The following is a 26,573-nucleotide window of genomic DNA, read 5'->3' as shown; positions in this document are numbered from 1 at the left end:
ATTCACGTAACGTCAGCCACCCACATCTACGCCGGGATGGTAAATGTTCGGTTGCAGCTCAGAAGGAGGCTGCAGCCAGCGCGCGATGAATGCTGTGCAGATCGTCGACACTCTTGTTCATCAGGAAGAGTTCCCAGTCGAGCGAGCTGCGCACGATGGTTTCCAGCGAGTCGTGTTTCGGCGCCCAGTCCAGGACGCGGCGGGCAAGCGTCGCATCGGCGACGACGCTTGCCGCATCGCCCGGTCGGCGCGGCGCCATGTTGATCTTGAAGGAGTGACCGTTCAAGCGGGTGACCATGTTCAACACATCGAGCACGGAATAGCCGCTGCCATAGCCGCAGTTGGCGACAAGTGGCCCCCTACCCTGGCGCAGATGCTGGAGCGCCTTCAAATGCGCCGCTGTCAAATCGCTCACATGGATGTAGTCGCGTACGCCGGTGCCGTCATGGGTCGGGTAGTCGAAGCCATAGACGGCGATGCTGTCGCGCTTTCCGAGTGCGGCCTCACAGGCGACCTTGATGAGATGGGTCGCGCCTGAGGTCGACTGGCCGGTGCGCAGCTGCGGATCGGCGCCTGCGACGTTGAAGTAACGCAACGCCACATAGCCGAAGTCATAGGCGGCGGCGGCGTCACGCAGCATCATTTMAGTCATCAGCTTCGACTGGCCGTARGGATTTTCCGGATTGAGCGGCGMCGTTTCCTTCACCGGAGCAGAGCTCTTCTGCTGGCCGTAGACGGCGGCCGTCGAGGAGAAGACGAAGTTGCGGATGCCGGCCTTGATCGCGGCGCTCAGCAGCACACGCGTCTTGCCCGAGTTATTGTCGTAATAGGAGAGCGGATCGGCAACCGATACAGGAACGACGGCGGAGCCGGCGAAATGGATGATCGCCTCGATATCGTTTTCGATGAAGATCTTCTTCAAAATGTCGGGATCGGCGACATCGCCGAGATAGAAGCGCGCGGCCGGCGCCACGGCCCAACGAAAACCGGTAGAAAGCCGGTCGAGCACGACGACATCTTCACCGGCATCGAGCAGCGTCCACACCATGTGGCTGCCGATATATCCAGCCCCACCTGTTACCAGAACCGCCATGTCTGCATTCCCTGTTTTATCTTTTTTCGGGAGCATCAGAACGGCTTTTTCCCTTCCGATTTTGTTATCAAACAGCCTCGGAAAGCCTTTGCGGCCGGTATGTTTGGGGACGTGGTTAGAGGCGGATTTCGGGCTTTGCTACAATTTTATCGACCAGCCGTTTTTGGGACGAAACCGGCTCGCGACCCCTCTTTTTGGGCTCGTTGACATCACGCACGCGGCGGGGCAAATTAGCGGCATGAGCAACCTCGCGTTTCAGRCTATGACGATGGGCATGACGACCACCCTTTGCGGTGGGGGCGTCGGCTTGTGACCTGAAACTGTTCACTACACCCGACCCAACCCCGCCGGACACGCGCGGGGTTTTCTGTTTCTGCCCCGATGTCCGCCTCACGCAAAGGACTTCTCGTGGCACAAGACCTTCTCGCAATGCCGGTTCGTGACCTGCTTCTCCAAAACGGGGAGCGGCATCGATGAGGCTCTACCTGTCATCCTATCGGCTCGGCGCAAGTGCCGCCCGGCTGAAGAAACTCCTCAAGGGCGGAAGGCGCGCGGCCGTCATCCAGAATGCGCTGGACTTCGTTCCGGCCGAGGCGCGGCTCGCCTATGAGGCCAATATCTACGATCCCAAGGCAGATCTTGCMGATTGGGGGATCGAGCCGGAAGAACTCGACCTGCGGCACTATTTCGGACAGCCGCATGCATTGGAAAAGGCGCTTGCTCGCTTCGACTTCGTCTGGGCTGTCGGCGGCAATGCTTTTCTCCTGCGGCGGGCCATGCGGCAGAGCGGCTTTGATCGCATCATAGCGGAATTGCTGCGCAAGGATGCACTCGTCTATGGCGGCTTCAGCGCTGGAGCAGTCGTTGCGGCACCCTCGCTTGATGGTATCGACATCATGGATGATCCGCAGCAGCTCGCGCCTGATTATGACGAGGCGATCCTGTGGGACGGGCTTGGACTCGTCGATTTCTCCATCGTCCCCCACTATCGCTCGGCCCATGATGAGGCCGAAGCTGCCGAAAAGACCGTCAACTTCCTTGAAGAAGCCGGCACGCCCTTTCAGCCGCTGAGAGACGGCGAAGTCATCATCGTTGAGGGTCGGAATGTGACGCTGCTACCGGTGCTACCGGAAGCGCTACGCCGTTCCGCCTAGAGCTTCAGGATATAGTCGCAGAGCCGCTCGGCCGCGACTATCACCTGAGCCGGATCGCGCAGGAAGCAGGCGCGCAGGAAAAGCTCACCGCCCGGTCCGAAGGCCGTACCGGGTGCAAGCCCGACGCCGGTCTTGTCGACAATGTCGATCGCAGTCTTCCGGCTGTCGGTCACGCCGTCGATCTTGAGGAAGGCATAGAGCGCGCCATCGGGTTTCAGCGTCTGGACGCGGTTGGTGGCAATCAGCGCATCGCAGAGGATATCGCGGGAGCGGGTTGCCTTGTCGATATTCGACTGCACGAAGGCGTCTCCTTCGTTGAGCGCCGCGACCGCGCCTTTCTGCATGAACTGTGCGACGCCCGAGGTCGAATACTGGATCAGGTTTTCCAGCACCTGCCCGGTTTCCGGCGGCGCGACGATCCAGCCGACGCGCCAACCGGTCATGGACCAGTTCTTGGAGAAGGAATTGACGAAGATGATCTTGTCGCCGGGCTCCATGACGTCGAGGAAGGACGGCGCGCGGCCGCCAGCATAGAAATAACGCGCATAGATCTCATCGGCCATGATCCAGAGATCATGCTTGCGCGCCAGTGCCAGGATATCGGCCAGATCCTTCTTCGTCGCGGTCCAGCCGGTCGGGTTCGACGGGGTGTTGACGAAGAGGCCATGGGTCTTCGGGGTGATGGCCGCCTCGATACGGTTGAGATCGACCGCCCAGGTGCCACCTTCGAACTGCAGCTCGACCCCGATGGAGCGGGCGCCGGCGATCTCAAGCGCTGCGGCAATGTTCGGCCAGGCGGGCGTCAGATAGACAAGTTCATCGCCGGGTGAGGTTATTGCCTGGACGGCGATCTGGATCGCCTGCATGCCCGAACCGGTCACATAGAAATGCTCAACCGGAAGACGGATGCCGAAATGTCTGGCGTAATAATCGGAGAGCGCCTGGCGCAGCTCGGGGATGCCGCGCTGCCAAGTATAAAAGGTTTCGCCGGCGGCGAGCGACTGCATGGCGGCCTGATTGATGAAATCGGGCGTGGGAAGATCGCCTTCGCCAACCCAGAGCGGCAGAAGGCCTTCACGGCCACGGGCGTAATTGACGACTTCGACGATCCCGCTTTCTGGCGCTGCGACGGCGCGCGGGCTGAGGCTGCTTACAATCGACATGCATATCTCCAGTTCACGCCTTCATAACGGATTTGCGGGCGCAAATCCTATGACAATGCGTGATGGCATATCGATTTTCGTGATGGATGAGCCCGCCGGAATGGACGGGCCCCAATTCGGATCAAACCGTCGGACGCTTGGCGAGAAGATCGCGGATTTCGGTCAGAAGCTGGACGTCGGCCGTCGGTGCGGGCAGCTCTGCCGGTGCTTCCTTTTCCTTGCGTTCGACCTGCTCGCGCAGCTTGTTCACGCCCTTGACCATCAGGAAGATGATCCAAGCGAGTATCAGGAAATTGATGAGGACTGTAATGAAACTACCGTAGGCGAAAACGGCACCCTGCGCGCGGGCTGCGGTAAGGGCTGGCGCATTGACATCCTTCGACAGTGGAATGAAGTAGTTGGAGAAGTCGAAACCGCCGAAAACCGCCCCGACGATCGGCATGATGATATCGTCGACCAGCGACTTGACGATGCCGCCGAAGGCGCCGCCGATGATAACACCGACTGCGAGATCCATGACATTGCCGCGGGCGATGAAAGCTTTGAACTCATTGAGCATCCGATCTGTCTCCCCTTGATGCATTTTCAAAGACATGCCGTTGTTTTCATTAGCTACACCTTCATCTCAATTAATCAATCGGCAATTGGAAATATTCGGACACTGCCCCCATCCACGTAGAACTTAAGACCAAGGCCGCGGGAATTTTCAAACCTGCTGAATTGCCCTAATCTCGGACTGTTCCGGGAGGACGGCGGATTGTCCGTCGGCGGAGGGTCAATGCTTCCAGGCTGGGTCATATTTGCGTTTGCCTTGGGTTATCTTCTGCTGCTTTTCGCGGTAGCAAGCTACGGCGACCGACGGAGCCGGAAGTTCGGCGTGCCGGAAGGCGGCCGGCCCGTGGTCTATGCACTCAGCCTGGCGATCTACTGCACCTCCTGGACCTATTTCGGCGGCGTCGGTCTTGCAGCCCATAACGGGCTGGAATTCGCCGGCATCTATATCGGGCCGATCCTCGTCTTCACACTCGGCATGCCGCTGCTCAAGCGAATCATCGAACTTGCAAAGGCCGAGAAGCTGACCTCCGTCGCCGATTTCATTGCCGCACGCTACGGCAAGAATTCCACTGTTGCGACCATCGTGGCGCTGATCTGCCTGATCGGCACCATTCCCTATATCGCACTGCAGCTGAAATCCATTTCGGCGACGGTCACGGCCATGGTCAATCCGTCCGACTATGGCATCGGCAGCGGCAACCTCTATTTCCTCGACCTGCCGCTGATCGTCACCCTGGTGCTGACCTGTTTCGCCATCATGTTCGGTACCCGCCATACGGATGCAACCGAACATCAGGACGGGCTGATCCTCGCGGTATCGATGGAATCAGTGGTGAAGCTCGTCGCCTTCCTGACGGCTGGCGTCTGCGTCATCTGGTTCCTGTTCGACGGGCCAAGCGACCTGTGGCAGAAGGGTTCGGAGAACGCCCTGGTCACCGCCGCTCTCGACTATCAGACCCCGCTCAGCCGCTGGATCACGCTGACGCTGCTCTCTGCCTTCGCCATCATCATGCTGCCGCGCCAGTTCCATGTGACCGTCGTCGAAAACCGCACGGCCAAGCAGCTTCGGCTCGCCGGCTTTCTCTTCCCGCTCTATCTGATCGTCATCAATCTCTTCGTGCTGCCGGTTGCGATCGGCGGGCTGCTCGTCTTCGGCGGCAACGGCAATGCCGATCTTTATGTTCTTACCCTGCCACTTGCAGGGCAAATGCCGGTTGTCTCGCTGATCACTTTCATCGGCGGCTTTTCGGCGGCGACCGCCATGGTGATCGTCGATTCCGTGGCGCTTTCCATCATGGTGTCGAACGACATCGTCATGCCGTTCTTCCTGCGCCGGAAGCTCGCGGGTCTTGCGAGCCAGCGTGACGACTTCGCAAAGAGCCTGCTCAATATCCGCCGCAGCGCGATCTTCGCCGTGCTGCTGCTGGGTTATGCCTATTACCGCTCGACGGACAGCACGGCAGGGCTTGCTTCGATCGGCCTGCTCTCCTTTGCTGCCATCGCGCAGATTGCACCCGCCCTCTTCGGCGGCATGATCTGGCGGCGGGCGAATGCGCGCGGCGCCATCCTCGGCCTATCGTCCGGCATTATCATCTGGGTCTACCTGCTGTTTCTGCCTTCGCTCGGCGGCCCGGATTATTCCTATGTGGCAAGCAGTTTCCTCGGCTTCATCTTTCCCGGCACGACGCTCTTCACGGGGCCGGATGCCGATGCGCTTGTGAATGCGACAGCGATGAGCCTGCTCGTCAACACTGCCGCCTTCATCGTCGGATCGCTGACGCGCAACGCCAAACCGCTGGAACGCATCCAGGCCGGCATCTTCGTGAAGCGGCATTCGCGCTCGCAATTTGCGACCCGCGGCTGGAAGACCCGCATCAGCGTCGGCGATCTCAAGACGGCCATCGCCCGCTACCTCGGCGAGGAGCGCATGCAGCGTTCGCTTGCGACCTACGAGCAGACGTCCGGGCGCAAGCTGGAGGACGACCAGCCGGCCGACATGGCGCTCATCCATTTCACCGAGCAGCTTCTCGGCAGCGCCATCGGATCCTCCTCGGCGCGGCTGGTGCTGTCTCTGATCCTGCAGAAGATCGAGGATGCGTCCTCGGATACGGCCTGGCTGCTCGATCAGGCGAGCGAAGCGCTGCAATATAATCAGGACATGCTGCAGACCGCGCTTTCGCAGATGGACCAGGGCATCGCGGTCTTCGACAGTTCCAACCGCCTGACGATCTGGAACCGGCGTTTCCGGCAATTGCTGGACCTGCCGGAAAATGCCGGCCAGGTCGGTTTTCCACTGTCGGAGATCGTCAATATCCTCAGTCAGCGTGGCGATATCGCGCCCGGCGACCAGTCACAGGCCGTGCGGCACTTCCTGACACTCGACAAGCCCTTCTCGCTGGTGCTCGGCGGCGGCGAGCACATCATCGAAGTGCGCTCCAACGCCATKCCGGACAAGGGTATCGTCGCGACCTTTACCGACATCACCCAGCGTGTGACCGCCGACCGGGCGTTGAAGCAGGCAAACGAGACGCTGGAACAACGTGTCGTGGAGCGAACCGCGGAGCTTACCCGCGTCAACCGGGAACTTGGCGAGGCGCGGGCTGCGGCGGACGAAGCCAATATCGGCAAGACCCGCTTCTTTGCCGCTGCCGGCCACGACATTCTGCAGCCACTCAATGCCGCCCGGCTTTATTCCTCCGCACTTGTCGAGCGTATGGCGCAATCGGAAAACAGCCCGATCGTGCGCAATATCGATTCCGCGCTGGAATCGGTCGAGAGCATTCTCGGCGCCGTGCTCGATATTTCACGGCTCGATACCGGCGCCATGCGGCCGCGGCTGGCATCCGTGCCACTCGCCGATCTGCTCAAGCGGATCGAAACCGACTTTGCGCCGGTCGCCCGGGAGAAGAAACTGAAGCTCAAGGTTATGCCGACCTCGCTGCGGGTGCGCTCCGACCCGAACCTGCTGCGGCGACTGGTGCAGAATCTTGTCTCCAACGCGATCAAATATACGGTTAGTGGCAAGGTGCTGGTCGGGGTAAGGCGACGTGGCAATCAAGTGATGATCCAGGTGATGGATTCCGGCATCGGCATTCCGCCTTCGAAATTCCGGACTGTGTTCAAGGAATTCGCGCGGCTGGATGAAGGCGCCAAGACCGCGTCGGGCCTCGGGCTCGGCCTCTCCATCGTCGACCGTATCGCCCGTGTGCTCAATCATAAGGTCGAGCTTCACTCGACGCATGGCAAAGGCACGGAATTCCGCATCCTCATGCCGCTCGATGTTTCGAAGAGCGCGGAAGCCGCAGCAGCCGTGCTTCCCGTCGACCGCACGACCGAACCGCTGAAGGGATTGCGCATCCTCTGTATCGACAACGAACCGAAGATCCTCGAAGGCATGCGGCTTCTGATCGACGGATGGGGTTGCGATACGCAAGTGGTGGATTCGCTTTCGGCTGTCCAGGCGCTTTCGATGCGGCGGCCACCCGATCTTGTCATCGCCGACTATCATCTTGCCGACGGGACCGGCGTGGCGGCGATCCTGCACCTGCGGCAGCATTTCGACATCGATATTCCGGCCCTGCTCGTTACCGCCGACCGGACACCGGAAGTGCGGGCCGAGGCGGAAAAGCATGGCATTGCCGTTCAGCACAAGCCGGTCCGCCCGGCCGCATTGCGCGCCTATATCACGCAGATTTCCGGCTTGAAGCGCGCTGCCGCCGAGTGAAGTTCAGGCCGCCTTGCGGCGGTCGAAGACGTGGCCGACAAGCTCCCGCACGTGAGCGGCAGTCGGGACATCGCCGAACAGGATGCGGTACATAATGGGGGCGACCACGCGATCCATCACCGCATCGACATCGGGGAAGGCCTCGCCCCTCTCCTCTGCCCGCCCGGCGATCGTCTCGATCTGCTGGCGCGTGAAGTTGCAGCATTTATTGGCATTATCGCAGGTTTGGGCTGCGAGCACGTCACGGACATATTCACGACCGGGGCCGGAGGACATTTCCTCCGCATATTGCTCGGCCCAGGCTTCCAGATCGTCGGCAGCATTGCCAGTATCGACCGGCTCCATGTCCGGACGCAGACGCTCGACGGCAACGTCGGCCAGCAATTCCTGCAGATCGCCCCAGCGGCGGTAGATGGTGGAGGGCGTGACACCGGCGTGCGTCGCAATCAGCGGAACGGTGATCTCCGCGCGGCTCATCTCTTCCAGCAGTTGGCGGACTGCCGCATGCACCGAGGCCTGGACGCGGGCGCTTCTGCCGCCCGGACGGATATTCTCTTTCACTGCCATCACGAACCCAACTTTCTCCGCCCTGAACCGTGCGGCGATCTTTCGGATTCGCCTACCACGCTTCAGGTCCTTTTTACGTATGTCGTTGTCCCAAAACCACTGCACAGTTTTGCGCGACATGCTTCAGCGCCAACAGTTCAGAAACTTTCATCGATCCATTAACGCAACTTATTTGCCTTTAGGCGCCGCCTCATCTAGATAAAGCTAACGCAATGATTTAGCTTTAAGGGACTTATAGATGGTCGCCGCTCCCGAATCCATCAAGAATTCGTCACCGATGGGCTTCCATGCTCTGACGCTTGCCTTCTTCTTCGGCGCATCGGCAGCGCCGACGCCGCTCTATCGGATCTATCAGGAAGCCTTTGCCGTCTCTCCCGTCCTCATCACCGTCATCTTCGCAGTATACGCCTTCGCGCTGCTTGGAGCATTGCTGATTGCCGGCTCAATCTCGGATCATCTCGGGCGGCGACCGGTGATCTTCGGCGCACTGCTCCTCGAAATCCTTGCCATGGCGCTGTTTTCCATCGCCAGCGGGCCGGAATGGCTGATCGCGGCACGCATCGTCCAGGGTATCGCCACTGGTATAGCCGGTGCTTCGCTCGGCGCCGCCCTGGTCGATATCAACAGGACCAAAGGGCAGATCGTCAACTCGATCGCGCCGCTCTCCGGCATGGCTATCGGAGCAATCGGTACCAGCGCGCTGATCCAGTATGGGCCGGAGCCGCTGCATCTCGTCTATGCCCTGCTGCTTGCCGCCTTTGTGGTGCAGGCCATTGCGCTGTGGTTGACGCGGGAGACGGGCGGCACGCGGCCTGGCTTCCTCGGATCGTTGAAGCCCAGCATTTCCATTCCGCAACGGGTCAAGCGGCCGCTGTCGATGATCACGCCAATCAATATTGCCAACTGGACGCTCGGCGGCTTTTACCTGTCGCTCGTGCCTTCGCTGGTCGCCTCCACCACAGGCAGCCGTGCACCGCTGACGGGCGGGGCGGTCGTTGCTGCGCTGATGCTGTCAGGCGCAATTGCCGTCTTCCTGCGCCGCAGCCGCAGCCCGAAGGCCAATCTCGCCTTCGGCGTGAGCGCACAGACGCTCGGCATTCTGACAGTCGTGGCGGGTGTGCATCTCGCCAACGTGCCGCTGCTGCTGATCGGGACGGTTTTCACTGGCGCCGGTTTCGGCACCAACTTCCTCGGCTCCATCGGGACGATCATGCCGCTTGCCAAGCCTGAAGAACGGGCCGGACTGCTGTCTGCCTTCTACATCCAGAGCTATCTCGCCTTCAGCCTGCCGGCGATCCTTGCCGGCTTCCTCGTCAAATCGATCGGCTATGGCGCAACGACGGATATCTACGCCACGGCCATCGTTCTTGTCAGCATTGCCGGGCTGATGGTGGTGCGGAACACCAGAGAAACGGCGACGGCATGACGCCGTCGCGCAATGTCATCACCGCCAGCCGAGCGCAGGGGCGATATATTTCAGGATCGATTCGATGACGTGGGCATTGTATTCCACGCCGAGCTGGTTGGGCACGGTGAGCAGCAGCGTATCGGCCTCGGCAATCGCCTCGTCCTTCTTCAGTTCCTCGATGAGGGCATCGGGCTCGGCGGCGTAGGAACGGCCGAAGATTGCCCTGGTGTTTTCATCTATGAAGCCGATCTTGTCCTGCCCCTCATTACCGTAGCCGAAATAGCTGCGGTCGCGATCGTTCACCAGCGCGAAGATGCTGCGGCTGACGGAAACGCGCGGTTCGCGCTGATGACCGGCCTCTTTCCAGGCCTCGCGGTAGGCGCGGATCTGGTTGGCCTGCTGGATATGGAAGGCCTCGCCTGTCTCATCGTCCTTCAGCGTCGAGCTCTGGAGATTCATGCCGAGCTTGGCGGCCCAGACAGCCGTGGCGTTGGAGCCGGCACCCCACCAGATGCGGTCGCGCAGCCCTTCGGAATGCGGCTCGAGGCGCAACAGGCCGGGCGGATTGGGGAACATCGGGCGCGGATTGGGCTCGGCAAAACCTTCGCCGCGCAGCACTTCGAGGAAAACCTCGGCATGGCGGCGGCCCATATCGGCATCGCTCTGGCCTTCCGGCGGGTTGTAGCCGAAATAGCGCCAGCCTTCGATGACCTGTTCCGGCGAGCCACGGCTGATACCGAGCTGCAGACGTCCCCGGGAAATCAGGTCGGCCGCACCGGCATCTTCCGCCATATAGAGAGGGTTCTCGTAGCGCATGTCGATAACCGCTGTCCCGATCTCGATACGGCTCGTCCTGGCGCCGACAGCCGCGAGCAGCGGGTATGGCGAGGCAAGCTGACGGGCGAAGTGGTGAACGCGGAAATAGGCGCCGTCGGCGCCCAGCTCTTCTGCCGCGACAGCAAGGTCAATCGACTGCAACAACGTATCGCCGGCCGAGCGGGTTTGGGATTGCGGCGAGGGCGTCCAGTGCCCGAACGAGAGAAAACCGATCTTTTTCATGATTCCATCGCTTAAACTGAAATGTGCCGTGGGACGTTTCTTTGCATGATTCCGGATACGCATATAGGCGCTATGCGAGAGATTTGTGAGCCGCAATGCCCGATGAAATATGAATGCGACAGGGGCGCCTGCTCGAAAGAGCGGCCTATCCGGAAGCGTTTAGAAGGCAGAGAGGGAAAATTACGCCTTTCTGCCATATTAAGATAATTCTTTATTAGTTATGTGAAATTACCGTTTATCAATTGCGAAGGGAAACTCATGAATATCGACATTTATGAAAAGAAAGCCGAACTGTTGCTGGTCATGGCGAATGCCCATCGGTTGAGGATGCTGCAAACGCTCACCGAGCGTGAGGTTGCGGTCAACGACCTCGCCGACATTATCGGGATCAGTCAATCGGCTCTCTCCCAGCACCTTGCGAAACTCCGCACCAAGGACCTCGTCAAGACACGGCGTGATGCCCAGACGATTTACTATTCGGTCAAATCCGACAAGGTCCATGTGATCCTGCAGATGCTCAGCCAGATGTTTGACGAAGGTCAGATGAAAGATTTTCGCCTCGCCGTTTAGCGACTCTGGGCAGAACGTTCAGCGTGCATCGCATCCGCCTCCACCCTGCCTGCCGTGTGAACCGGTCACGGAAATGGTGACTTCGAGTGCTCCGCCTGCCGACCTGAAAGAAGACTAATCGGGTATGACGATTGTATCGGGCTTTGCGGACTTCTCGTCCTTGCCACAGCCGGCACCGTCTTTGCCTATCCTGCGGCTGTCACCTGCTCTTCCTGCTATGCCTCCACGAGCTTCGACAACTGTTCGGCAACCGTGCCCCAGCCGTCATGGAAGCCCAATTCCTCATGCGTGTTGCGGGTGTCCTTGTCCTTATGCATGACGAGGGCGTTGTAAGCGGTGCCTTCGGGATGGTCGGCGAAGGTGATGATGGCGGTCATGAAGGGTGTCGGCGCGGGGCGCCAGCCGCCGAGGAGCGCATTGGTGAAGACGATGCGACGACCATCCTGAACATCCAGATAGCAGGCACTGAGATGCGGCTGGAAGGGACCGCCATCCTCGCTCATCTCGGTGACGAGGGCACCGCCGGGTTTGGCTTCCATGGTGGCGACGCGGCAGAGCGCCGGCGCGGGGATCCACCATTTTTCGAATTTTGCAGGCGTGGTCCAGGCACTCCAGACAGCCGCCGGCGGGGCCTTGATGATGCGCGAAATAGTGAGGTCGAGATCGGGGTTCGCATTTGCGTGCATTGGGATGTTCATCGGGATTTCTCCTCCTTCGATTGCGTGGCGGTGACGAAAGCTTCCAACCTGTCCGTGCGGGCTTCCCAGATGGCGCGCTGGGCCGAGAGCCAGCCATCGACCAGGGCAAAACGCTTCTTCTCCAGCGTGCAGGTTCGAACGCGGCCCTGCTTCCTCGTTTCGACAAGACCGGTCTCTTCCAACAGGCGGATGTGCTTCATGAAGGACGGCAGAGCCATGTCAAAGGGCTTTGCGAGGTCGCTGATACTGGCCGGTCCGGTGCCCAGCCGGCCGATGACGGCGCGGCGCGTGGGATCGGCTAGCGCCAGGAAGATGCTGTCGAGTTGATGTGAATAGTAATCCATAAGGCTAAGTATCACGACATGATAGTTAGCGCAATGGCTAAGTGTTTTCGATTGCTTGTCCGCGCCTGCAGCAGGAATGCTCGCTCAAGCATAACCACAGATCGAAGGGATGTGAGGGCGGCAGCAGCTCTTAAGAGCCGCGCCGCCTCGCCATTTATGCAGCCTTGTCAGTGGCCGGATAGGGATCGAAGCGGCCGTAGAAGGTCTCGCCCTTGGCGGCCATGTCCTTCAGCAACGGCGTCGGCTTGAAATGGTCGCCATAGGTAGATGCCAGCTTCTCGGCGAGATCAACAAAGGTCTTTACGCCCATGCCGTCGATATGGCTTAGCGCACCGCCCGTGTAGGGCGCAAAGCCGAAGCCCAGGATCGAGCCGACGTCGGCTTCACGTGGATCGGTGACGATACCCTCTTCCATGGTACGGGCTGCCTCGAGCGCGATCGTCACCAGGAAGCGCTGCTTCAGGGTGTTGACGTCGATTTCGTCGGCCGGCTTCTGTGGATAGAGCGTTTTCAGCTCGGGCCAGAGGAACTTCTTGGCGGGCTTTGCCGGGTATTCGTAGAAACCCTTGCCGTTCTTGCGGCCGCGGCGGTCGAGTTCATCGACCAGCTTGTTGATGAGGGCGAGATGGCGTTCGTCGACGGCATCAGGGCCGAGATCAGCGACCGTCGCCTTGAGGATTTTCTGAGACAGGTCAATCGCCACCTCGTCGTTCAGCGAGAGAGGGCCAACCGGCATGCCCGCCATCTTGGCGGCGTTCTCGATCATCGCCGGTGGCACGCCTTCGATCAGCATGTCATAGGCTTCGTGAATGTAGCGGAAGACGCAGCGGTTGACGAAGAAGCCCCTGACATCGTTGACAACGATCGGCGTCTTCTTGATCGCCGCGACATAGTCCAACGCCACGGCGAGCGCCCGGTCGCCGGTGTTTTTGCCAAGGATGACCTCGGTCAGCATCATCTTCTCTACCGGCGAGAAGAAGTGCACGCCGATGAACTGCTCGGGACGCTTCGAATTTTCCGAGAGACCCGTAATCGGCAGAGTGGAGGTGTTGGAGGCGAAGACGGTCGTTTCCGGAATGACGGCTTCCACCTGCTCGATGACCGCCTTCTTGACGGCGCGATCCTCGAAGACCGCCTCGATAACGAGGTCGGCATCCTTCAGATCGGCGTAGTCGGCTGATGGTGTGAGGCGGGAAAGAAGCGCGGCACCCTCCTCTTGCGTAAGACGACCCTTACCGATGGAATCCTTGACGAGGCTCTCGCCAACGCCTTTACCCTTGGTGGCGGCCTCCATATCGCGGTCGATAAGCACAACCTCGAAGCCGGCGGCGGCCGTGACATAGGCGATCGAAGCGCCCATGAAGCCCGCGCCGACGACGCCGACCTTCTTCAGCTCCGTCTTCGGAATGCCAGCCGGGCGGCGGGCGCCCTTGCCAAGCTCCTGCATGGAGATGAAGAGCGAGCGGATCATCGAGAAGGCCTCGGTGGTCTGCAGCACCTGCGTGAAATAGCGCTGCTCGATCTTCAGCGCCGTATCGAAGGGAACTTGCAGGCCTTCATAGACGCATTTCAGGATGGCGAGCGCGCCCGGATAATTGCCTGAGGTTTCGCGGCGGAGGATCGCGGGTGCTGCCGGCCAGAGCTGGGCTGCGGCTGGCGTCCAGATGCCGCCGCCCGGAACCTTGAAACCCTTTTCGTCCCAAGGGGCGACGGGCTTGAGCCCATCCTTGATCATCTGCTTTGCGGCGGGGATCAGCTGATCCGGATCGACGACTTGATGGACGAGGTTCATGGCCTTGGCGCGTGAAGCGTTCAGCGACTGGCCAGTCGTCATCATCTGCAAGGCGGACTGCGCATCGGTGAGACGCGAGATACGCTGCGTGCCGCCGGCACCCGGGAAAATGCCGACCTTGACTTCCGGCAGGGCGATCTTGACGCTTTTCGCGTTGGAGGCGACGCGGCCATGGCAGGCGAGCGACATTTCCAGCGCGCCGCCCATGCAGGTGCCGTTAATGGCGGAGACCCAGGGCTTGCCGCAGGTTTCCAGCTTGCGGAAGAGGCCGGTCATGCGGCCGACGAGATCGAATAGTTTCTGTGCCGCACTGTCAGGGTTCGCAGCCTTCTCCTGCTGATAGAAGCTGAACATGGCCTTGATCATCGATAGATCAGCGCCGCCGGAGAAGGAGGACTTGCCCGAGGTGATGACGACGCCCTTGACGGCGCTGTCGGCGACGGTCGCATCGATGATAGCGTCGAGCTCGCTCATCACCTCTTCGGTGAAGACGTTCATCGACTTTCCGGGCATGTCCCAGGTGACCAATGCAATACCATCCGCATCGGTCTCGACGGTGAAGTTGGTGTAGCTCATCGTCTCTCTCCCTTAGACGCGTTCGATGACGGTGGCCGTGCCCATGCCGGCGCCGATGCAGAGGGTGACCAATGCGGTATTGAGATCGCGGCGCTCCAGCTCGTCCAGCACGGTGCCGAGGATCATGGCGCCGGTTGCACCGAGCGGATGGCCCATGGCGATGGCGCCACCATTGACGTTGATCTGGTCGTGCGGGATGTCGAAGGCCTGCATGTAGCGCAGCACGACGGCGGCGAAAGCTTCGTTGAGTTCGAATAGGTCGATATCGGCAAGCGTCATGCCCGATCGCTTCAAGAGCTTTTCGGTCACGTCGACCGGACCGGTCAACATCAGGGCCGGGTCGGAGCCGATATTGGCGAAAGCCTTGATGCGGGCGCGAGGCTTCATGCCCATGCTCTGCCCGCCAGCTTTCGAGCCGAGGAGGACAGCCGCGGCACCGTCGACGATKCCGGAGGAATTGCCGGCGTGGTGGACGTAGTTGACGCGCTCGACTTCCGGATGGGCCTGGATGGCAACGGCTTCGAAGCCACCCATTTCGCCGGGCATCTGGAAGGAGGGATTGAGGGAGGCGAGCGCCTGCATATCGGTGCCGGGGCGCATKTGCTCGTCATGGGCAAGGATGGTCAGTCCGTTCTGGTCCTTGACCGGGATCACGGAATTCTTGAACCAGCCCTTTTCCCAGGCGTTCGCCGCACGTTTCTGGCTTTCGACAGCATAGGCGTCGACGTCGTCGCGGGAAAATCCATATTTGGTGGCGATGAGATCGGCCGAGACGCCCTGCGGCATGAAATAGGCCGGGAAGTTCACCGAAGGGTCCATGAACCAGGCGCCGCCGGACATGCCGAGGCCGACGCGGGACATGCTTTCCACGCCACCAGCGATGACGATGTCATCGGCACCCTGCGCGATCTTGCCGGCGCCGAAATTCACGGCATCGAGGCCGGAGGCGCAGAAGCGGGAGATCTGCATGCCGGGCGCCCTGATCGAGTAACCAGCCTCGAACGCCGCAGCCTTGGGGATGACGGCGCCGGCATCCATGACCGGATCGACGCAGCCCATGATGATGTCATCGACCGTTTCCGTAGCCAGCCCGTTGCGGTCGCGGATTGCCTCCAGCGTCTTTGCCGCGAGGCGTACGGAGGGCACTTCATGCAGCGCGCCGTCCTTCTTGCCGCGGCCGCGGGGTGTTCGGACGTGATCGTAAATGAAAACCTCGGTCATTGTCTCATCTCCCTGGCGGCGCGAACGCGCCGGTGAATTTCGGTCGTCCGGCGGGCTGGAACCGGAGAAAGCTGCGCCTGCGGCCCCTCATCCGGCCCTTTGGGCCACCTTCTCCCCACCGGGGAGAAGGGGAAGCAATCAGAACKCGTCGGCGGCCAGTTCCATCATCGTGTCGGCGCCGGTTTCGATGCGGGCCTTGCGCAATGCGGTTTCCGGCATTACGCGCTCCATGAAGAATTTCGCCGTGATCAGCTTGTTCTTCAGATAGTCCTCCCTGGCGTCGCCGGCGGCAAGACGTTCGTTGGCGGCTTTGGCCATGCGCGCCCACATATAGCCGAGAACGACAAGGCCGAAGAGGTGCATGTAATCGGTCGAGCCGGCGCCGGCATTGTCGGGCTTGGCCATGGCATTCTGCATGAACCACATGGTCGCGCCCTGCACATCGTTCAAGCCCTTCTTCAGGTGCTTTGTGAAGAAACCGAGTTGCTCGTCACTACGATTTTCCTCGCAGAAATCGCCGATCTCCTTGAAGAGCGCCATCGCGGCGCGGCCGCCGTTCAGCGCCAGCTTGCGGCCGACGAGATCGAGCGCCTGGATGCCGTTCGCTCCTTCATAGATCATGGCGATGCGGGCATCGCGCACATACTGGCTCATGCCCTGTTCTTCGATATAGCCGTGGCCGCCGAAGACCTGCTGGGCCATGACGGCGTGATCGAAGCCCTTGTCAGTCATCACGCCCTTGAGGATCGGCGTGACAAGGCCGAGAATGTCATCGGCCGTCTCACGCTCCTTCTCATCGCTGGCGCGGTGGGCAATATCGGATTTCAACGCAGTCCAGAGCAGGAAGGCGCGGCCGGCCTCGTTAAAGGCGCGGATGGTCATCAGCGCGCGGCGGATATCCGGATGGACGATGATCGGATCGGCCTTCTTGTCCGGCGCCTTCACGCCTGACAGCGAGCGGCCCTGGATGCGATCGCGGGCATAGCTGGCGGCGTTCTGATAGGCGATCTCGGAAATGGCAATGCCCTGCAGGCCGACCATCAGACGGGCCTCGTTCATCATCACGAACATGGCGTTGAGGCCGCGGTTCTCCGCACCGATCAGGAAGCCCGTCGCCTCGTCGTAATTCATGACGCAGGTGGCGTTGGCGTGGATACCCATCTTGTGTTCGATCGCGCCGCAGGAAACGCCGTTGCGGGCACCGAGACTGCCGTCTTCATTGACGAGGAGTTTCGGAACGATGAAGAGCGAGATGCCCTTGGTGCCCTCAGGCGCGCCTTCGATGCGGGCCAGCACCAAGTGGACGATGTTGTCGGCCAAGTCATGTTCGCCGGCGGAGATGAAGATCTTCTGGCCCGATATCCTGTAGCTGCCATCAGTCTGCGGCACGGCCTTGGTGCGCAGCATGCCGAGATCGGTGCCGCAATGCGGCTCGGTGAGGTTCATGGTACCGGACCAGCTGCCGTCCACCATCTTCGGCAGGTAGGTGCTTTTCTGCTCGTCAGTGCCATGGACGAGGATGGCGGCGATGGCGCCTTGCGTCAGGCCCGGATACATCATCAGCGACATGTTGGCGGCCGAGGTATACTCGCCGACGGCAGCATGCAGCGTATAGGGCAGGCCCTGACCGCCGAATTCCTCCGGTACGGCAAGGCCGATCCAGCCACCTTCGCGATAGGCCTGGTAGGCTTGCTTGAAGCCTTTCGGCGTCGACACCGTGGCGTCTTCGTGACGTGCGCAACCTTCCTGGTCACCGGAATAGTTCAGCGGAAAAAGAACTTCCTCGGCCACCTTCGCCGCCTCGCCCAGAATGGCCTCCACCATATCAGGCGTGGCATCGGCAAAACCCGGGAGATTGTTGTAGCGCTCGAGACCCAGCACATCGTTGAGCACGAAGAGCGTGTCGTTCACCGGGGCCTTGTAGATTGGCATCGTTCGAATTCCTCCAATTCGGCAACCGGATCGCTCCGGCCTTGGGACTCTCTTACAAAATATTGACGTTTCCGTAAACGTCAAATTCTGCGTGTGCGCGATTTTGTGAAGTGGGCGAAGGCAGGCGCTTCAAACAGAATCCTCTCGCCCCCGTTTTCTTCTCCGGCTAAGCGCGCTACATTTATCCAAACCGGCAGAAGCAGCTTGGRAGGAGCTATTTCATGAGAAGAACGTGGCCTGCGGAGTTCAATTCCATTTTCGATGCGGCGGAGGAAGTGACCATCGAGCCCGTGACGGTCGAACCGGTCAACGGCGAAAGACTGGTTGCGCATGAGGAGCCGCCGGCTCCGCGCAAGGCGCTGAGAGTGCGCATCCCCATGGAAACTTATGAACGCATCTGGCCGCTTGCCGAAATGCGTTTCCGGCCGGCAGAAGGGCCTTATGCCGGCAAGGCAGTGACGCTGATCGTCACCAATCCGCACTATCACCCCTGGCATCCTGCCGATGGCGGCTGCGAAGAGAAGGTGAGCGACAGCGGACGGCAGTACAAGACCGATTATCTGGTCGTGCACTTCCTGCTGGATGAGGTTCGCGAAACCGTAGAGGCCTGAGCGTCCATCGCATGGCTTGAAGATAAGGCAGCTCCCGGAATAGGCTTGCGCCAGTAAGGTCCATTCGGGAGCGAAGCCTTGAGCGATTTCGATATCATCCGCCAGCGTGCCGAGCAGCGAAAAGGCGGCGCCGATGCGCTGAAGGCGCTTCTGCCGGCGATGCCGGATCGGGATGCGTTACGCGCTTTGCCTGATGACCGCATTCTTTCGCAGATGACGCGTCGCATCTTCTACAGCGGCTTCGTGCACAAGGTCATCGACAATAAATGGCCGGGCTTCGAAGAGGCTTTCGACGGCTTCGATCCCGCTGCCCTCAACATCGCTCCCGACGAATACTGGCATGATCTGACKAGCGACAACCGTATCGTCAAGAACGGCGCGAAGATCATGTCGGTGCGCGCCAATGCAGCCTTCGTGCGCGAACTGGCGAAAGAGACAGAAAGCGCCGGCGCCTTCTTTGCGGACTGGCCACGCGAGGACCATATCGGCCTGCTTGACATGCTCAGCAAGCGCGGCAACCGGCTGGGCGGAGCCACCGGGCAATATTTCCTGCGCGGCATCGGCCGCGACGGGTTCATCATGACATCAGATGTGCTCGCCTGCCTGCGGGACGCGGGCATTCCGCTTTCGGCATCCGGAACCGGCAAGAAGGACCAGCAACTGATCCAGCAGACATTCAACCGCTGGGCCAGGGAAACGGGGCTGCCGCTCGCCTATCTCTCGCGCATCTGCGGGCTTTCGATCGACGCTCCAGAAAAGTGAAATATTTCCGGCCGGCTGTTTTTTGGAGGCGCGCGACTGCCTACCTCTCCGGAAGGTTCATCCGAAGGAGAAGATCATGGCCGAATTTCCCTATCGTAGCGCGCTGATCGTCGGCGCCGGTTCCGGCATCAGCGGTTCGCTCGCCCGCAAGCTTTCAGAGCGCGGCGTGAAGGTCAGTCTTGCCGMTCGCAATATCGGCAAGCTCGGGCCGCTGCTCGACGAAACAGGCGCCAAGGCTTTTGCCACGGACGCTTCGCAGCCAGCTGCCATTTCGGCACTATTCGAGCGCGTGGATGCGGAAATCGGCGCACCTGACGTCGTGGTCTATAATGCCAGCGGCAGGGTACGCGGGCCGATCGCCGAACTCGATCCCGAAGAGGTGGAAAAGGCGATCGCCACCAGCGCCTTCGGCGGCTTCCTCGTCACCCAGCAGGCGGCGAAACGCATGATCCCGCAGAAACGCGGCGCGATCCTGCTGACAGGGGCAACGGCCAGCATCAAGGGATTTGCGCAATCGGCGCCCTTTGCCATGGGAAAATTCGCGCTGCGCGGACTGGCGCAAAGTGCTGCCCGCGAACTCGGGCCTCTCGGTATCCATGTGGCGCATTTCATTATCGACGGCGGCGTGCGATCCGAGGCCCGACCCGATCGGGAAGACAGGCCTGACGGAATGCTTTCGCCCGATGCGATCGCGCAGTCCTATATCGACGTTCTGCTGCAGCACCGCAGCGCCTGGTCGCAAGAGGTGGAACTGCGGCCCTGGACGGAGAGCTTCTGATCCGGCGGCGGCGCGGCATAACTGCTTTCCTGAAGGTGCGGAAACCGATAAGATTGGGCCGGCTTCGACAGCTTGGGAGGGGATGATGCTGCGCCTGGACCATGTGACAATCGAAACGCGCGATGCGCCTGTCATGATTGGCTTCTTCGAAAGCATTCTCGGTGTGAAGGAAGGCTACCGGCCGCCCTTCCCTACACGCGGCCACTGGCTCTATCTGGATGACAAGCCGGTCATCCATCTGAGCCTTACTTCACGCGCTGCTGATTTTCCGCGCGGCATATTCAACCATGTGGCTTTCAGTCTTTTCGAATTCGAACCGGCGCTCGCCCGCATCAAGGCGAGCGGCTATCGCTACGAATATCTCGATATTCCCGATACCGACCTCGGACAGGTCTTCATCTACGGGCCTGAGGGCGTGAAGATCGAGCTGCAATACAAGCGGCCGATCTGAGGATTTTCGCGGCCTGAATCGGCTTGAAAAGGCAAAAGTTAAAAAATTCTCATCCGGGTTAACGAGTTCTTTACCACGTTTCGTAAAAGGTGCGCGGTGAGCATTGGCGATCTGCATTCCTTTTCTTTGTCTCGCGTTTCAGGAGTGCCGTCAAAAGTCCGTCCAGCTTGAGGAAAGTCTAATTGATTATTTCCTTATGGATGGAGCTCTCCGACGCGCGCCCTGGTGTGTTTCGGAAAAGGCAATGATCGAGCCCTGACCGGGCAATCGAAGCGAGCAAAAACATGAACGGATCGCGATCACATTCTTCCCGGCATTCCGACAGGACCTCGCTCGACGCGTTGAACCGCACTATCGAAGGTCTGGAAGCGCGGATCGAGGGACTGATGGGCAGCGGGCGCGAACAGCGGCCGCGCAGCCCGACGCCCGAACGCGATCTTTACCCCAATTCCCCCGCACCGCGCCCGGCCGATCCGCTTGCGGAAATCCGCCAGCGCCAGCGTGCGCTCGACGCTACCAGAGAGAACCGCGAGCGGACCTATACGCGCGAGCCGGCGCCAGCCCATCTCCGGGAAGCGGCCCCTGCCCCGCAGCGTGCTTCGGCGCCGCAGCCGGCAACCCCTGTTTACCGCGCATCCGACGACACGATGACGGAAATMGCCCAGGCGCTCGTCAACCTGCGGCAAGACCTGAAGCGTGATATTTCCGAAGGTGTGACGCGCGAAATGAATGTGCTGCGCAGCGAGCTGCGCGAGATCAAGACCAGCGCCCAGGGCCAGTATTTCGCCGACGACATCCGCGCCGACATGGGCCGCCTGTCGCAGAGCATTGCGCAGCTCGCCACCCGCTCGGCCGGGCCGGAAGCCACCGGCCTGCGCACTGAATTCGAAGAGCTGCGTTCGCTGATGGACGGGCTGGCGCGTGAGGATTCGCTGCGCCATATGGAACAGCGCTGGGACGGCGTAGAAGGCCGACTGGCCGATCTTGATACCGCCGGGCTGCAGGAAGAGCTGGTATCGCTCGCCTATCGGCTCGATGACATCAAGCGGCATCTCGGCGACATGGGCGAAAGCCCGGCCGTGCGCGCACTCGAAGACAAGCTCATCACGATTGCGTCGGCCGTCGAGCAGTTCGGCAACATGATCCAGCCGCACGACCGGATCATGTCCGAGCAGTTCGCGGCCATGGATACGCGGCTCGACGAGATCAGCCGCGCGATCSCCGCCGGCGGGCGCGTGGCGGCTGGTACCGACCCGGCGCTGATGCAGCGGCTGGAAAACCGTCTCTCCGCACTCGGCGAACAGATCGAGCTGATGGGCCGGGCCGCCATGAGCCGCCCCAACCCCGCCGACGAGATGGCAGGCCGCCTGGAGGCGCTGACGGCGCGGGTGGAAGACCTTGCCAATACCGAAGCGACCTCTCGGCTCGACGAGCGGCTGGAGCATCTTTCCTACCTGCTCGAACGTACGCACAAGACCGCGCCGCAACAGGACCTGACCGGCGCGCTCTCCGATATCTCCCGCAAGATCGATGCGCTGGAAAACGGCTCGGTCAATGACGCGCTTGCAAAGCGGCTCGACTATCTCGCACGCCGTATCGACGAGATGGAAATCCGCCCTGCCCCGGCGGTGGAAATCGACGACAGCGCCTTCCGCCGTCTCGAAGGGCGGCTCAGCGACATCGCCGCACGGCTGGAGGAAAGCACGGCGGCCGCGCCGACCGATGCGCGCGCCTTGAAGAACCTCGAGGACCAGATCGCCAACCTCTCCGAGCTGCTGAGCACGCCGCGTGAAAACGCCGAGGCATCGGTCGATCTGGACCGCCGCATGGGCGCGATCGAAGACTATATCGCGACCAACGACGAATATATCATCGAGGCCGCACGGCAGGCGGCTGAAGCTGTGGTCGATGCCTATTCGCGCAACGGCGGGGTAYAGGGAACCGCACCCGCGGCCGCCGATATGTCGGCGCTTGTCGCGCTGGCCGAAGACCTGCGGCATCTGGAAGATTTGAGCCGCAACGGTGAAGAGCGTACTCACAAGACTTTCCAGGCCCTGCACGAGACGCTGGTGCACATCGCCGACCGGCTGGACAGCATGGAAGACAGGGTACGCCCTGCCAGGACTCAGGCTGCCGATGTCGATTTCGACGTCGATCCTTATGCGTTGGTCGATGCCGGCAGGGAGCCGACCAAGGCTGCGGTGATGCAGGCGCCCAAGGCCTCGCCGGTGCTGCGTACGGCTGATATTGCTGAAGAGAGGCCAAGCCGCACGCCGGAACCGGCATTGGCCGACAGCACCAGCGCGATCGCAATCGAAGCCAACAGCCAGCCGGAAAAGCCGGCCGTTCCTGTCAGGGGCAGCCTGCTTGCAAGCCTCGGCCGCAAGCTGATGCCTCCCCGCAAGACGGAAACAAAAGCCACCGAGCGCACGGTTATCGATCCGGCTCCATCGATCGATCCCATCGATGTGGTGCCGGCCGAAGCGGCAAACGAACTGCTGGAACCAGGCTCCGGCGCTCCCGACGTGAAGAGGATCCTGGAGCGCGTACGCGCCAGCCAGAACGCCCAGCGCGGCAAGCCGGCCACAGAGAACGACCGGGCAGACTATATCGCCGCCGCGCGCCGCGCCGCGCAGGCCGCCGCCATGGAAATCGACAGCAGCGCAAAGCCGGCGACGCGTGCCGAACGCCGCGCCGCAAAGCCGGAGAAAGCCGGCAAGGGTAGCGCCTTCGCGCGCTTCCGCCGGCCGATCCTGCTGGCAGTCGGCGCCGTGCTGCTTGCCATCATGGCCTTCCCGCTCGCCCGCACGCTGACGACGGGCGAAAAGGCGCCGCCGCCTGCTGAAGTCTCGGCACTGACCGGCGCGACCGAAATGCCGCAGGCCAATATGGCAGCACCAGTACCGGTTGCCCCGGAAGCCACGGCACCGGAAACGGCTGCCCAATCGCAGACTATGGTACTGGAGACAACGCCCCCCGAGGCGGCCGCTCCAGCAGAGCCGCAGGCGACAACGCCCGATCATCTGACCGATGCCACGCCGCTTGATGGCGAGGGAGCCGAGGGCTTCGGCCAGGCACCGGCGCAGGAGTCTGCAGCTTTCGTTCCGAACGCGCCCACTGTCCCGGCGATGGCACCGGCAGCCCCGGCTGCTGCCTCAATCGTCGTTCCCGATGCGGTTCAGCCGCAGCCGCTTGCCGATGCGGCACGCAACGGCGATGCGCTGGCGCTGTTCGAGATCGGCGCGCGTTATACCGAAGGCCGTAACGGGCTCGCCGCCGACCAGAAGCAGGCAGCGAGCTGGTACCAGCTTTCGGCCGACAAGGGCTTTGCACCGGCGCAATACCGTCTCGGCAGCATGTACGAGAAGGGCAACAGCGTCGACCGCGACGTGCGGAAGGCCAAGGGCCTCTATGAGCAGGCCGCGGCCCAAGGCAATGCCAGCGCCATGCACAATCTCGCCGTGCTCTATGCTTCCGGTGCGCTCGGCCAGCAGGATTATTCGACGGCAGCATCCTGGTTCCAGAAGGCGGCCGATCTCGGGATCACCGACAGCCAGTTCAATCTGGCCATCCTGTGTGCCCGCGGCAACGGCGTTCCRGCGGATCTGGAAGAATCTTACAAATGGTTCGCGATCGCCGCCAAGGCCGGCGACAAGGATGCTGCCCAGAAGCGGGACGAAGTGGCGAATGCCATGAAGCCGGACCAGCTTGAACGCGCCCGCGCCAAGGCCGACCTCTGGAAGCCGCAGCCGCTCGACAACAAGGCGAACGGCATCGAGATCCCCGATGCATGGGCAAGCGGCGCTGCGCCGAAGACGGCAACCATCGACATGAAAAAGGCGATCCGCAACATCCAGGCGATCCTCAACAACAACGGCTTCGACGCCGGAGCACCCGACGGCGAGATGGGCGCCAAGACGGTGACCGCCATCAAGAACTTCCAGAAGTCGATCGGCCAGGAACCGACCGGCAAGATCAACGACGATACGGTGAAGGCGCTTCTGGAGCGCAACAAACCGGGCGCCAAGGCCATATAAGCACTCAACCATTACGCTTTCCGGCTTTTAAAGCCGGCTGTCACAAAACCTGAAAAAAGCCGGATTATGCGGGACATATCGGGGCCCGCATCCGGCTGATCGCGTTTTTTTCCTTCGAAAGCCTCTGGCAACGATTTCACAGTAGGATGCGCCATTCGAACGGAAACGTGAGACAGGCCGCCGCGGCGGGCGCGGCGATAATCGAGGTCGGCTGTGACAATCTATCTGCCAATCGCAGAATTGTCGGTGAACATCTTCATCATTCTCGGCATGGGGGCAGCCGTCGGCTTCCTGTCCGGCATGTTCGGCGTCGGCGGCGGCTTCCTGATCACCCCTCTTCTGATCTTTTACAACATCCCGCCGGTCGTCGCCGTCGCAACCGGCGCCAACCAGGTGGTCGCCTCCTCGATCTCGGGCGCAATCACGCATTTCAGGCGTGGCACGCTGGATATGAAGCTCGGCTCGGTGCTTCTCGTCGGCGGCCTATCCGGCGCGACACTCGGTATCTGGATCTTTTCGCTGCTGCGCGCCATCGGTCAGCTCGACCTCTTCATCTCGCTTCTTTACGTCGTCTTCCTTGGTACCGTCGGCGGGCTGATGTTGTGGGAGAGCGTCAACGCCATGCGGCGCGCCGCCCGCAACGAGGCACCGGCTCCGCGCCGTCCCGGCCACCAGCACTGGGTACACAAGCTGCCACTCAAGGTTCGGTTCAAGAAATCGAAGATTTATCTGTCTGTCATCCCGATCGTGGCGCTGGGATTTTCGATCGGCATCCTCACCTCGGTCATGGGTGTCGGCGGCGGCTTCATCATGGTGCCGGCGATGATCTACCTGTTGCGCATCCCGACCAATGTGGTCGTCGGAACTTCGCTCTTCCAGATCATCTTCGTGACCGCCTATACGACGATCGTGCAGGCAGCGACCAACTATTCGGTCGATATCGTACTCGCCTTCTTCCTGATGCTCGCAGGCGTCATCGGCGCGCAATATGGCGTGCGCGTCGGCCAGCGGCTGCGCGGCGAACAGTTGCGCGCGCTACTCGGTCTCCTGGTTCTCGCGGTCGGCCTGCGCCTTGCCGTCGCGCTGGTCGTGACGCCCGAAGATATCTATTCGGTGGTCATGGGAGCAGGAAACTGATGCTTTGGCGCGTTCTTGCCCTGCTGTTCGCACTTTTGCCGCCATCACTGGCGGCGGCGCAGATGCTGCCCGGGCAGGGAACGCAGTCCGAGCGGGAGGGGCTGGAAATCGGCACCTCCACCAGCGAAATCGCCATCACCTCCGATTTTCGCGGMGCGGACCTGACGATTTTCGGTGCGGTGACGAATACCGACGACCTGCTGCTCGCCATCGGCCAGTATGACGTTATCGTGGTTCTGGAAGGTCCGCGTGAAGACGCCACGGTGCGCAGGAAAGAGCGGGTCTTCGGTATCTGGATCAATGCTTCGTCCATGACCTTCGCCGATGTGCCGCATTCCTATTCGATGTCGAGCTCGCGTTCCATCGACGACATAACGACGCCACTCGACCTGACCGGCGAGGGTATCGGTATCGACCATATTCCGCTGCGGCCGATCGATTTTGCCGGCAACTTCAACAGTCTCAACGAATTCCGCACCGCCTTTCGGCGTTTGCAGCAGGGGGGCGGACTGTACGAGCGCGATCCGAGCGGCGTGCGCTTCGTCTCCTCTAATCTCTTCAAGGCAAGCCTGCGGCTGCCGGCGAATATTCCAAACGGCGTGCACACAGTGCGTGCCTACCTGTTCAAGAGCGGGAAGTTCGTGACGCAGAAATCGCAGCCGCTGCGCGTCATCAAGACGGGTATCGAGCAGACCATCACCGATGCTGCCCATGAGCAGCCCATCCTCTACGGCTGCCTTTCGGTGCTGCTGGCAGTGCTGACGGGATGGGGCGCCAGCCTGATCTTCCGCAAGGACTGATCGGGCGCATTCCGCCCTCTCGCGACCACTTTCAGCCAGGTTTCAATCAAATATCCGGGCGCGTGATCGACCCATCGGCGGGAGCTTTTCCGATGCCTTGTGCTGCCAAAGCTGCATATCCCTGCATCTCCCGCTCAAGAC

General features: G+C 61.2%; 21 protein-coding genes. 11 read left to right on the top strand and 10 right to left on the bottom strand.

Features of this window, described 5'->3' with window-relative positions; all coding sequences use genetic code 11:
* Window positions 1-58: 58 nt before the first annotated feature.
* On the bottom strand, window positions 59-1,093 hold the full coding sequence (galE, locus tag AC1DNW_RS21510; RefSeq protein WP_477854284.1) for a UDP-glucose 4-epimerase GalE: 1,035 nt from the start codon (window positions 1,091-1,093) through the stop codon (window positions 59-61).
* A gap of 473 nt (window positions 1,094-1,566) precedes the next feature.
* On the opposite strand from galE, the gene AC1DNW_RS21505 reads away from it, so the two are divergent.
* A complete protein-coding gene (locus AC1DNW_RS21505; protein WP_113306967.1) occupies window positions 1,567-2,247 on the top strand; it encodes a Type 1 glutamine amidotransferase-like domain-containing protein in 681 nt (226 codons plus the stop codon).
* Here the strand turns inward: AC1DNW_RS21505 and AC1DNW_RS21500 are convergent.
* Together AC1DNW_RS21500 and mscL are read right to left on the bottom strand one after the other, a co-directional pair.
* Window positions 2,244-3,410, bottom strand: a complete 1,167-nt coding sequence (locus AC1DNW_RS21500) for a pyridoxal phosphate-dependent aminotransferase (protein ID WP_113306968.1) — start codon at window positions 3,408-3,410, stop codon at window positions 2,244-2,246. The two genes, AC1DNW_RS21505 and AC1DNW_RS21500, sit on opposite strands and share 4 nt — an antisense overlap.
* 121 nt (window positions 3,411-3,531) lie before the next feature.
* Complete coding sequence (mscL, locus tag AC1DNW_RS21495) at window positions 3,532-3,969, bottom strand: large conductance mechanosensitive channel protein MscL (RefSeq protein ID WP_113306969.1); 438 nt, start codon at window positions 3,967-3,969, stop codon at window positions 3,532-3,534.
* 219 nt (window positions 3,970-4,188) lie between these two features.
* Here mscL and AC1DNW_RS21490 point away from each other — a divergent pair, with 219 nt between their 5' ends.
* Window positions 4,189-7,689, top strand: a complete 3,501-nt coding sequence (locus AC1DNW_RS21490) for a PAS domain-containing hybrid sensor histidine kinase/response regulator (protein WP_477854283.1) — start codon at window positions 4,189-4,191, stop codon at window positions 7,687-7,689.
* 3 nt (window positions 7,690-7,692) lie between these two features.
* Here AC1DNW_RS21490 and AC1DNW_RS21485 read toward each other — a convergent pair whose 3' ends face one another.
* Complete coding sequence (locus AC1DNW_RS21485) at window positions 7,693-8,256, bottom strand: TetR/AcrR family transcriptional regulator (RefSeq protein WP_113298499.1); 564 nt, start codon at window positions 8,254-8,256, stop codon at window positions 7,693-7,695.
* Between the two features lie 238 nt (window positions 8,257-8,494).
* Between AC1DNW_RS21485 and AC1DNW_RS21480 the strand changes: the two genes are divergently transcribed.
* Complete coding sequence (locus AC1DNW_RS21480; RefSeq protein WP_113306971.1) at window positions 8,495-9,682, top strand: MFS transporter; 1,188 nt, start codon at window positions 8,495-8,497, stop codon at window positions 9,680-9,682.
* A gap of 18 nt (window positions 9,683-9,700) precedes the next feature.
* Here AC1DNW_RS21480 and AC1DNW_RS21475 read toward each other — a convergent pair whose 3' ends face one another.
* Entirely contained in the window at window positions 9,701-10,723 is a 1,023-nt protein-coding gene (locus tag AC1DNW_RS21475) for an LLM class flavin-dependent oxidoreductase (RefSeq protein ID WP_113298615.1), read from the bottom strand.
* 258 nt (window positions 10,724-10,981) lie between these two features.
* On the opposite strand from AC1DNW_RS21475, the gene AC1DNW_RS21470 reads away from it, so the two are divergent.
* Window positions 10,982-11,293 (top strand): metalloregulator ArsR/SmtB family transcription factor, encoded by a 312-nt coding sequence (locus AC1DNW_RS21470; protein WP_113306972.1) that lies wholly within the window; start codon window positions 10,982-10,984, stop codon window positions 11,291-11,293.
* A 215-nt stretch (window positions 11,294-11,508) separates the two neighbouring features.
* On the opposite strand, the gene AC1DNW_RS21465 is transcribed toward AC1DNW_RS21470, so the two are convergent.
* The 5 genes from AC1DNW_RS21465 to AC1DNW_RS21445 form a co-directional block, all read right to left on the bottom strand.
* On the bottom strand, window positions 11,509-11,979 hold the full coding sequence (locus AC1DNW_RS21465) for an SRPBCC family protein (RefSeq protein WP_113307077.1): 471 nt from the start codon (window positions 11,977-11,979) through the stop codon (window positions 11,509-11,511).
* 8 nt (window positions 11,980-11,987) lie between these two features.
* Window positions 11,988-12,335 carry a metalloregulator ArsR/SmtB family transcription factor gene (locus tag AC1DNW_RS21460; RefSeq protein ID WP_113298496.1) on the bottom strand — a complete coding sequence of 116 codons (348 nt, stop codon included), beginning with the start codon at window positions 12,333-12,335 and terminating at the stop codon, window positions 11,988-11,990.
* A 154-nt stretch (window positions 12,336-12,489) separates the two neighbouring features.
* On the bottom strand, window positions 12,490-14,703 hold the full coding sequence (locus tag AC1DNW_RS21455; protein WP_113306974.1) for a 3-hydroxyacyl-CoA dehydrogenase NAD-binding domain-containing protein: 2,214 nt from the start codon (window positions 14,701-14,703) through the stop codon (window positions 12,490-12,492).
* 12 nt (window positions 14,704-14,715) lie between these two features.
* On the bottom strand, window positions 14,716-15,924 hold the full coding sequence (locus AC1DNW_RS21450; RefSeq protein ID WP_477854282.1) for an acetyl-CoA C-acetyltransferase: 1,209 nt from the start codon (window positions 15,922-15,924) through the stop codon (window positions 14,716-14,718).
* Between the two features lie 138 nt (window positions 15,925-16,062).
* Window positions 16,063-17,856: an acyl-CoA dehydrogenase C-terminal domain-containing protein gene (locus AC1DNW_RS21445; RefSeq protein ID WP_477854281.1), complete on the bottom strand. Its 1,794-nt coding sequence runs from the start codon at window positions 17,854-17,856 to the stop codon at window positions 16,063-16,065.
* 221 nt (window positions 17,857-18,077) lie between these two features.
* On the opposite strand from AC1DNW_RS21445, the gene AC1DNW_RS21440 reads away from it, so the two are divergent.
* The 7 genes from AC1DNW_RS21440 to AC1DNW_RS21410 all read left to right on the top strand — a co-directional run bounded on the left by AC1DNW_RS21440 (window position 18,078) and on the right by AC1DNW_RS21410 (window position 26,432).
* Window positions 18,078-18,467 carry a hypothetical protein gene (locus tag AC1DNW_RS21440; RefSeq protein WP_113298492.1) on the top strand — a complete coding sequence of 130 codons (390 nt, stop codon included), beginning with the start codon at window positions 18,078-18,080 and terminating at the stop codon, window positions 18,465-18,467.
* Window positions 18,468-18,545: 78 nt separating this feature from the next.
* Window positions 18,546-19,229, top strand: a complete 684-nt coding sequence (locus AC1DNW_RS21435) for a DNA-3-methyladenine glycosylase I (RefSeq protein WP_113306977.1) — start codon at window positions 18,546-18,548, stop codon at window positions 19,227-19,229.
* 76 nt (window positions 19,230-19,305) lie between these two features.
* Window positions 19,306-20,007, top strand: coding sequence for an SDR family NAD(P)-dependent oxidoreductase (locus AC1DNW_RS21430; RefSeq protein WP_477854280.1), 702 nt, complete (start codon window positions 19,306-19,308; stop codon window positions 20,005-20,007).
* An 85-nt stretch (window positions 20,008-20,092) separates the two neighbouring features.
* Entirely contained in the window at window positions 20,093-20,458 is a 366-nt protein-coding gene (locus tag AC1DNW_RS21425) for a VOC family protein (protein WP_113306979.1), read from the top strand.
* A gap of 284 nt (window positions 20,459-20,742) precedes the next feature.
* Window positions 20,743-24,495, top strand: coding sequence for a peptidoglycan-binding protein (locus AC1DNW_RS21420; RefSeq protein WP_477854279.1), 3,753 nt, complete (start codon window positions 20,743-20,745; stop codon window positions 24,493-24,495).
* Between the two features lie 213 nt (window positions 24,496-24,708).
* A complete protein-coding gene (locus tag AC1DNW_RS21415) occupies window positions 24,709-25,632 on the top strand; it encodes a sulfite exporter TauE/SafE family protein (RefSeq protein WP_113298487.1) in 924 nt (307 codons plus the stop codon).
* Entirely contained in the window at window positions 25,632-26,432 is an 801-nt protein-coding gene (locus AC1DNW_RS21410; protein WP_113298486.1) for a TIGR02186 family protein, read from the top strand. The genes AC1DNW_RS21415 and AC1DNW_RS21410 overlap by 1 nt, the downstream gene beginning before the upstream one ends.
* Window positions 26,433-26,573: the final 141 nt, after the last annotated feature.

The organism is Rhizobium sp. 05L429, from assembly GCF_056397645.1.
The sequence above is the reverse complement of the archived record's forward strand: the minus strand, read 5'-3'. Positions and strand labels throughout refer to the sequence as shown.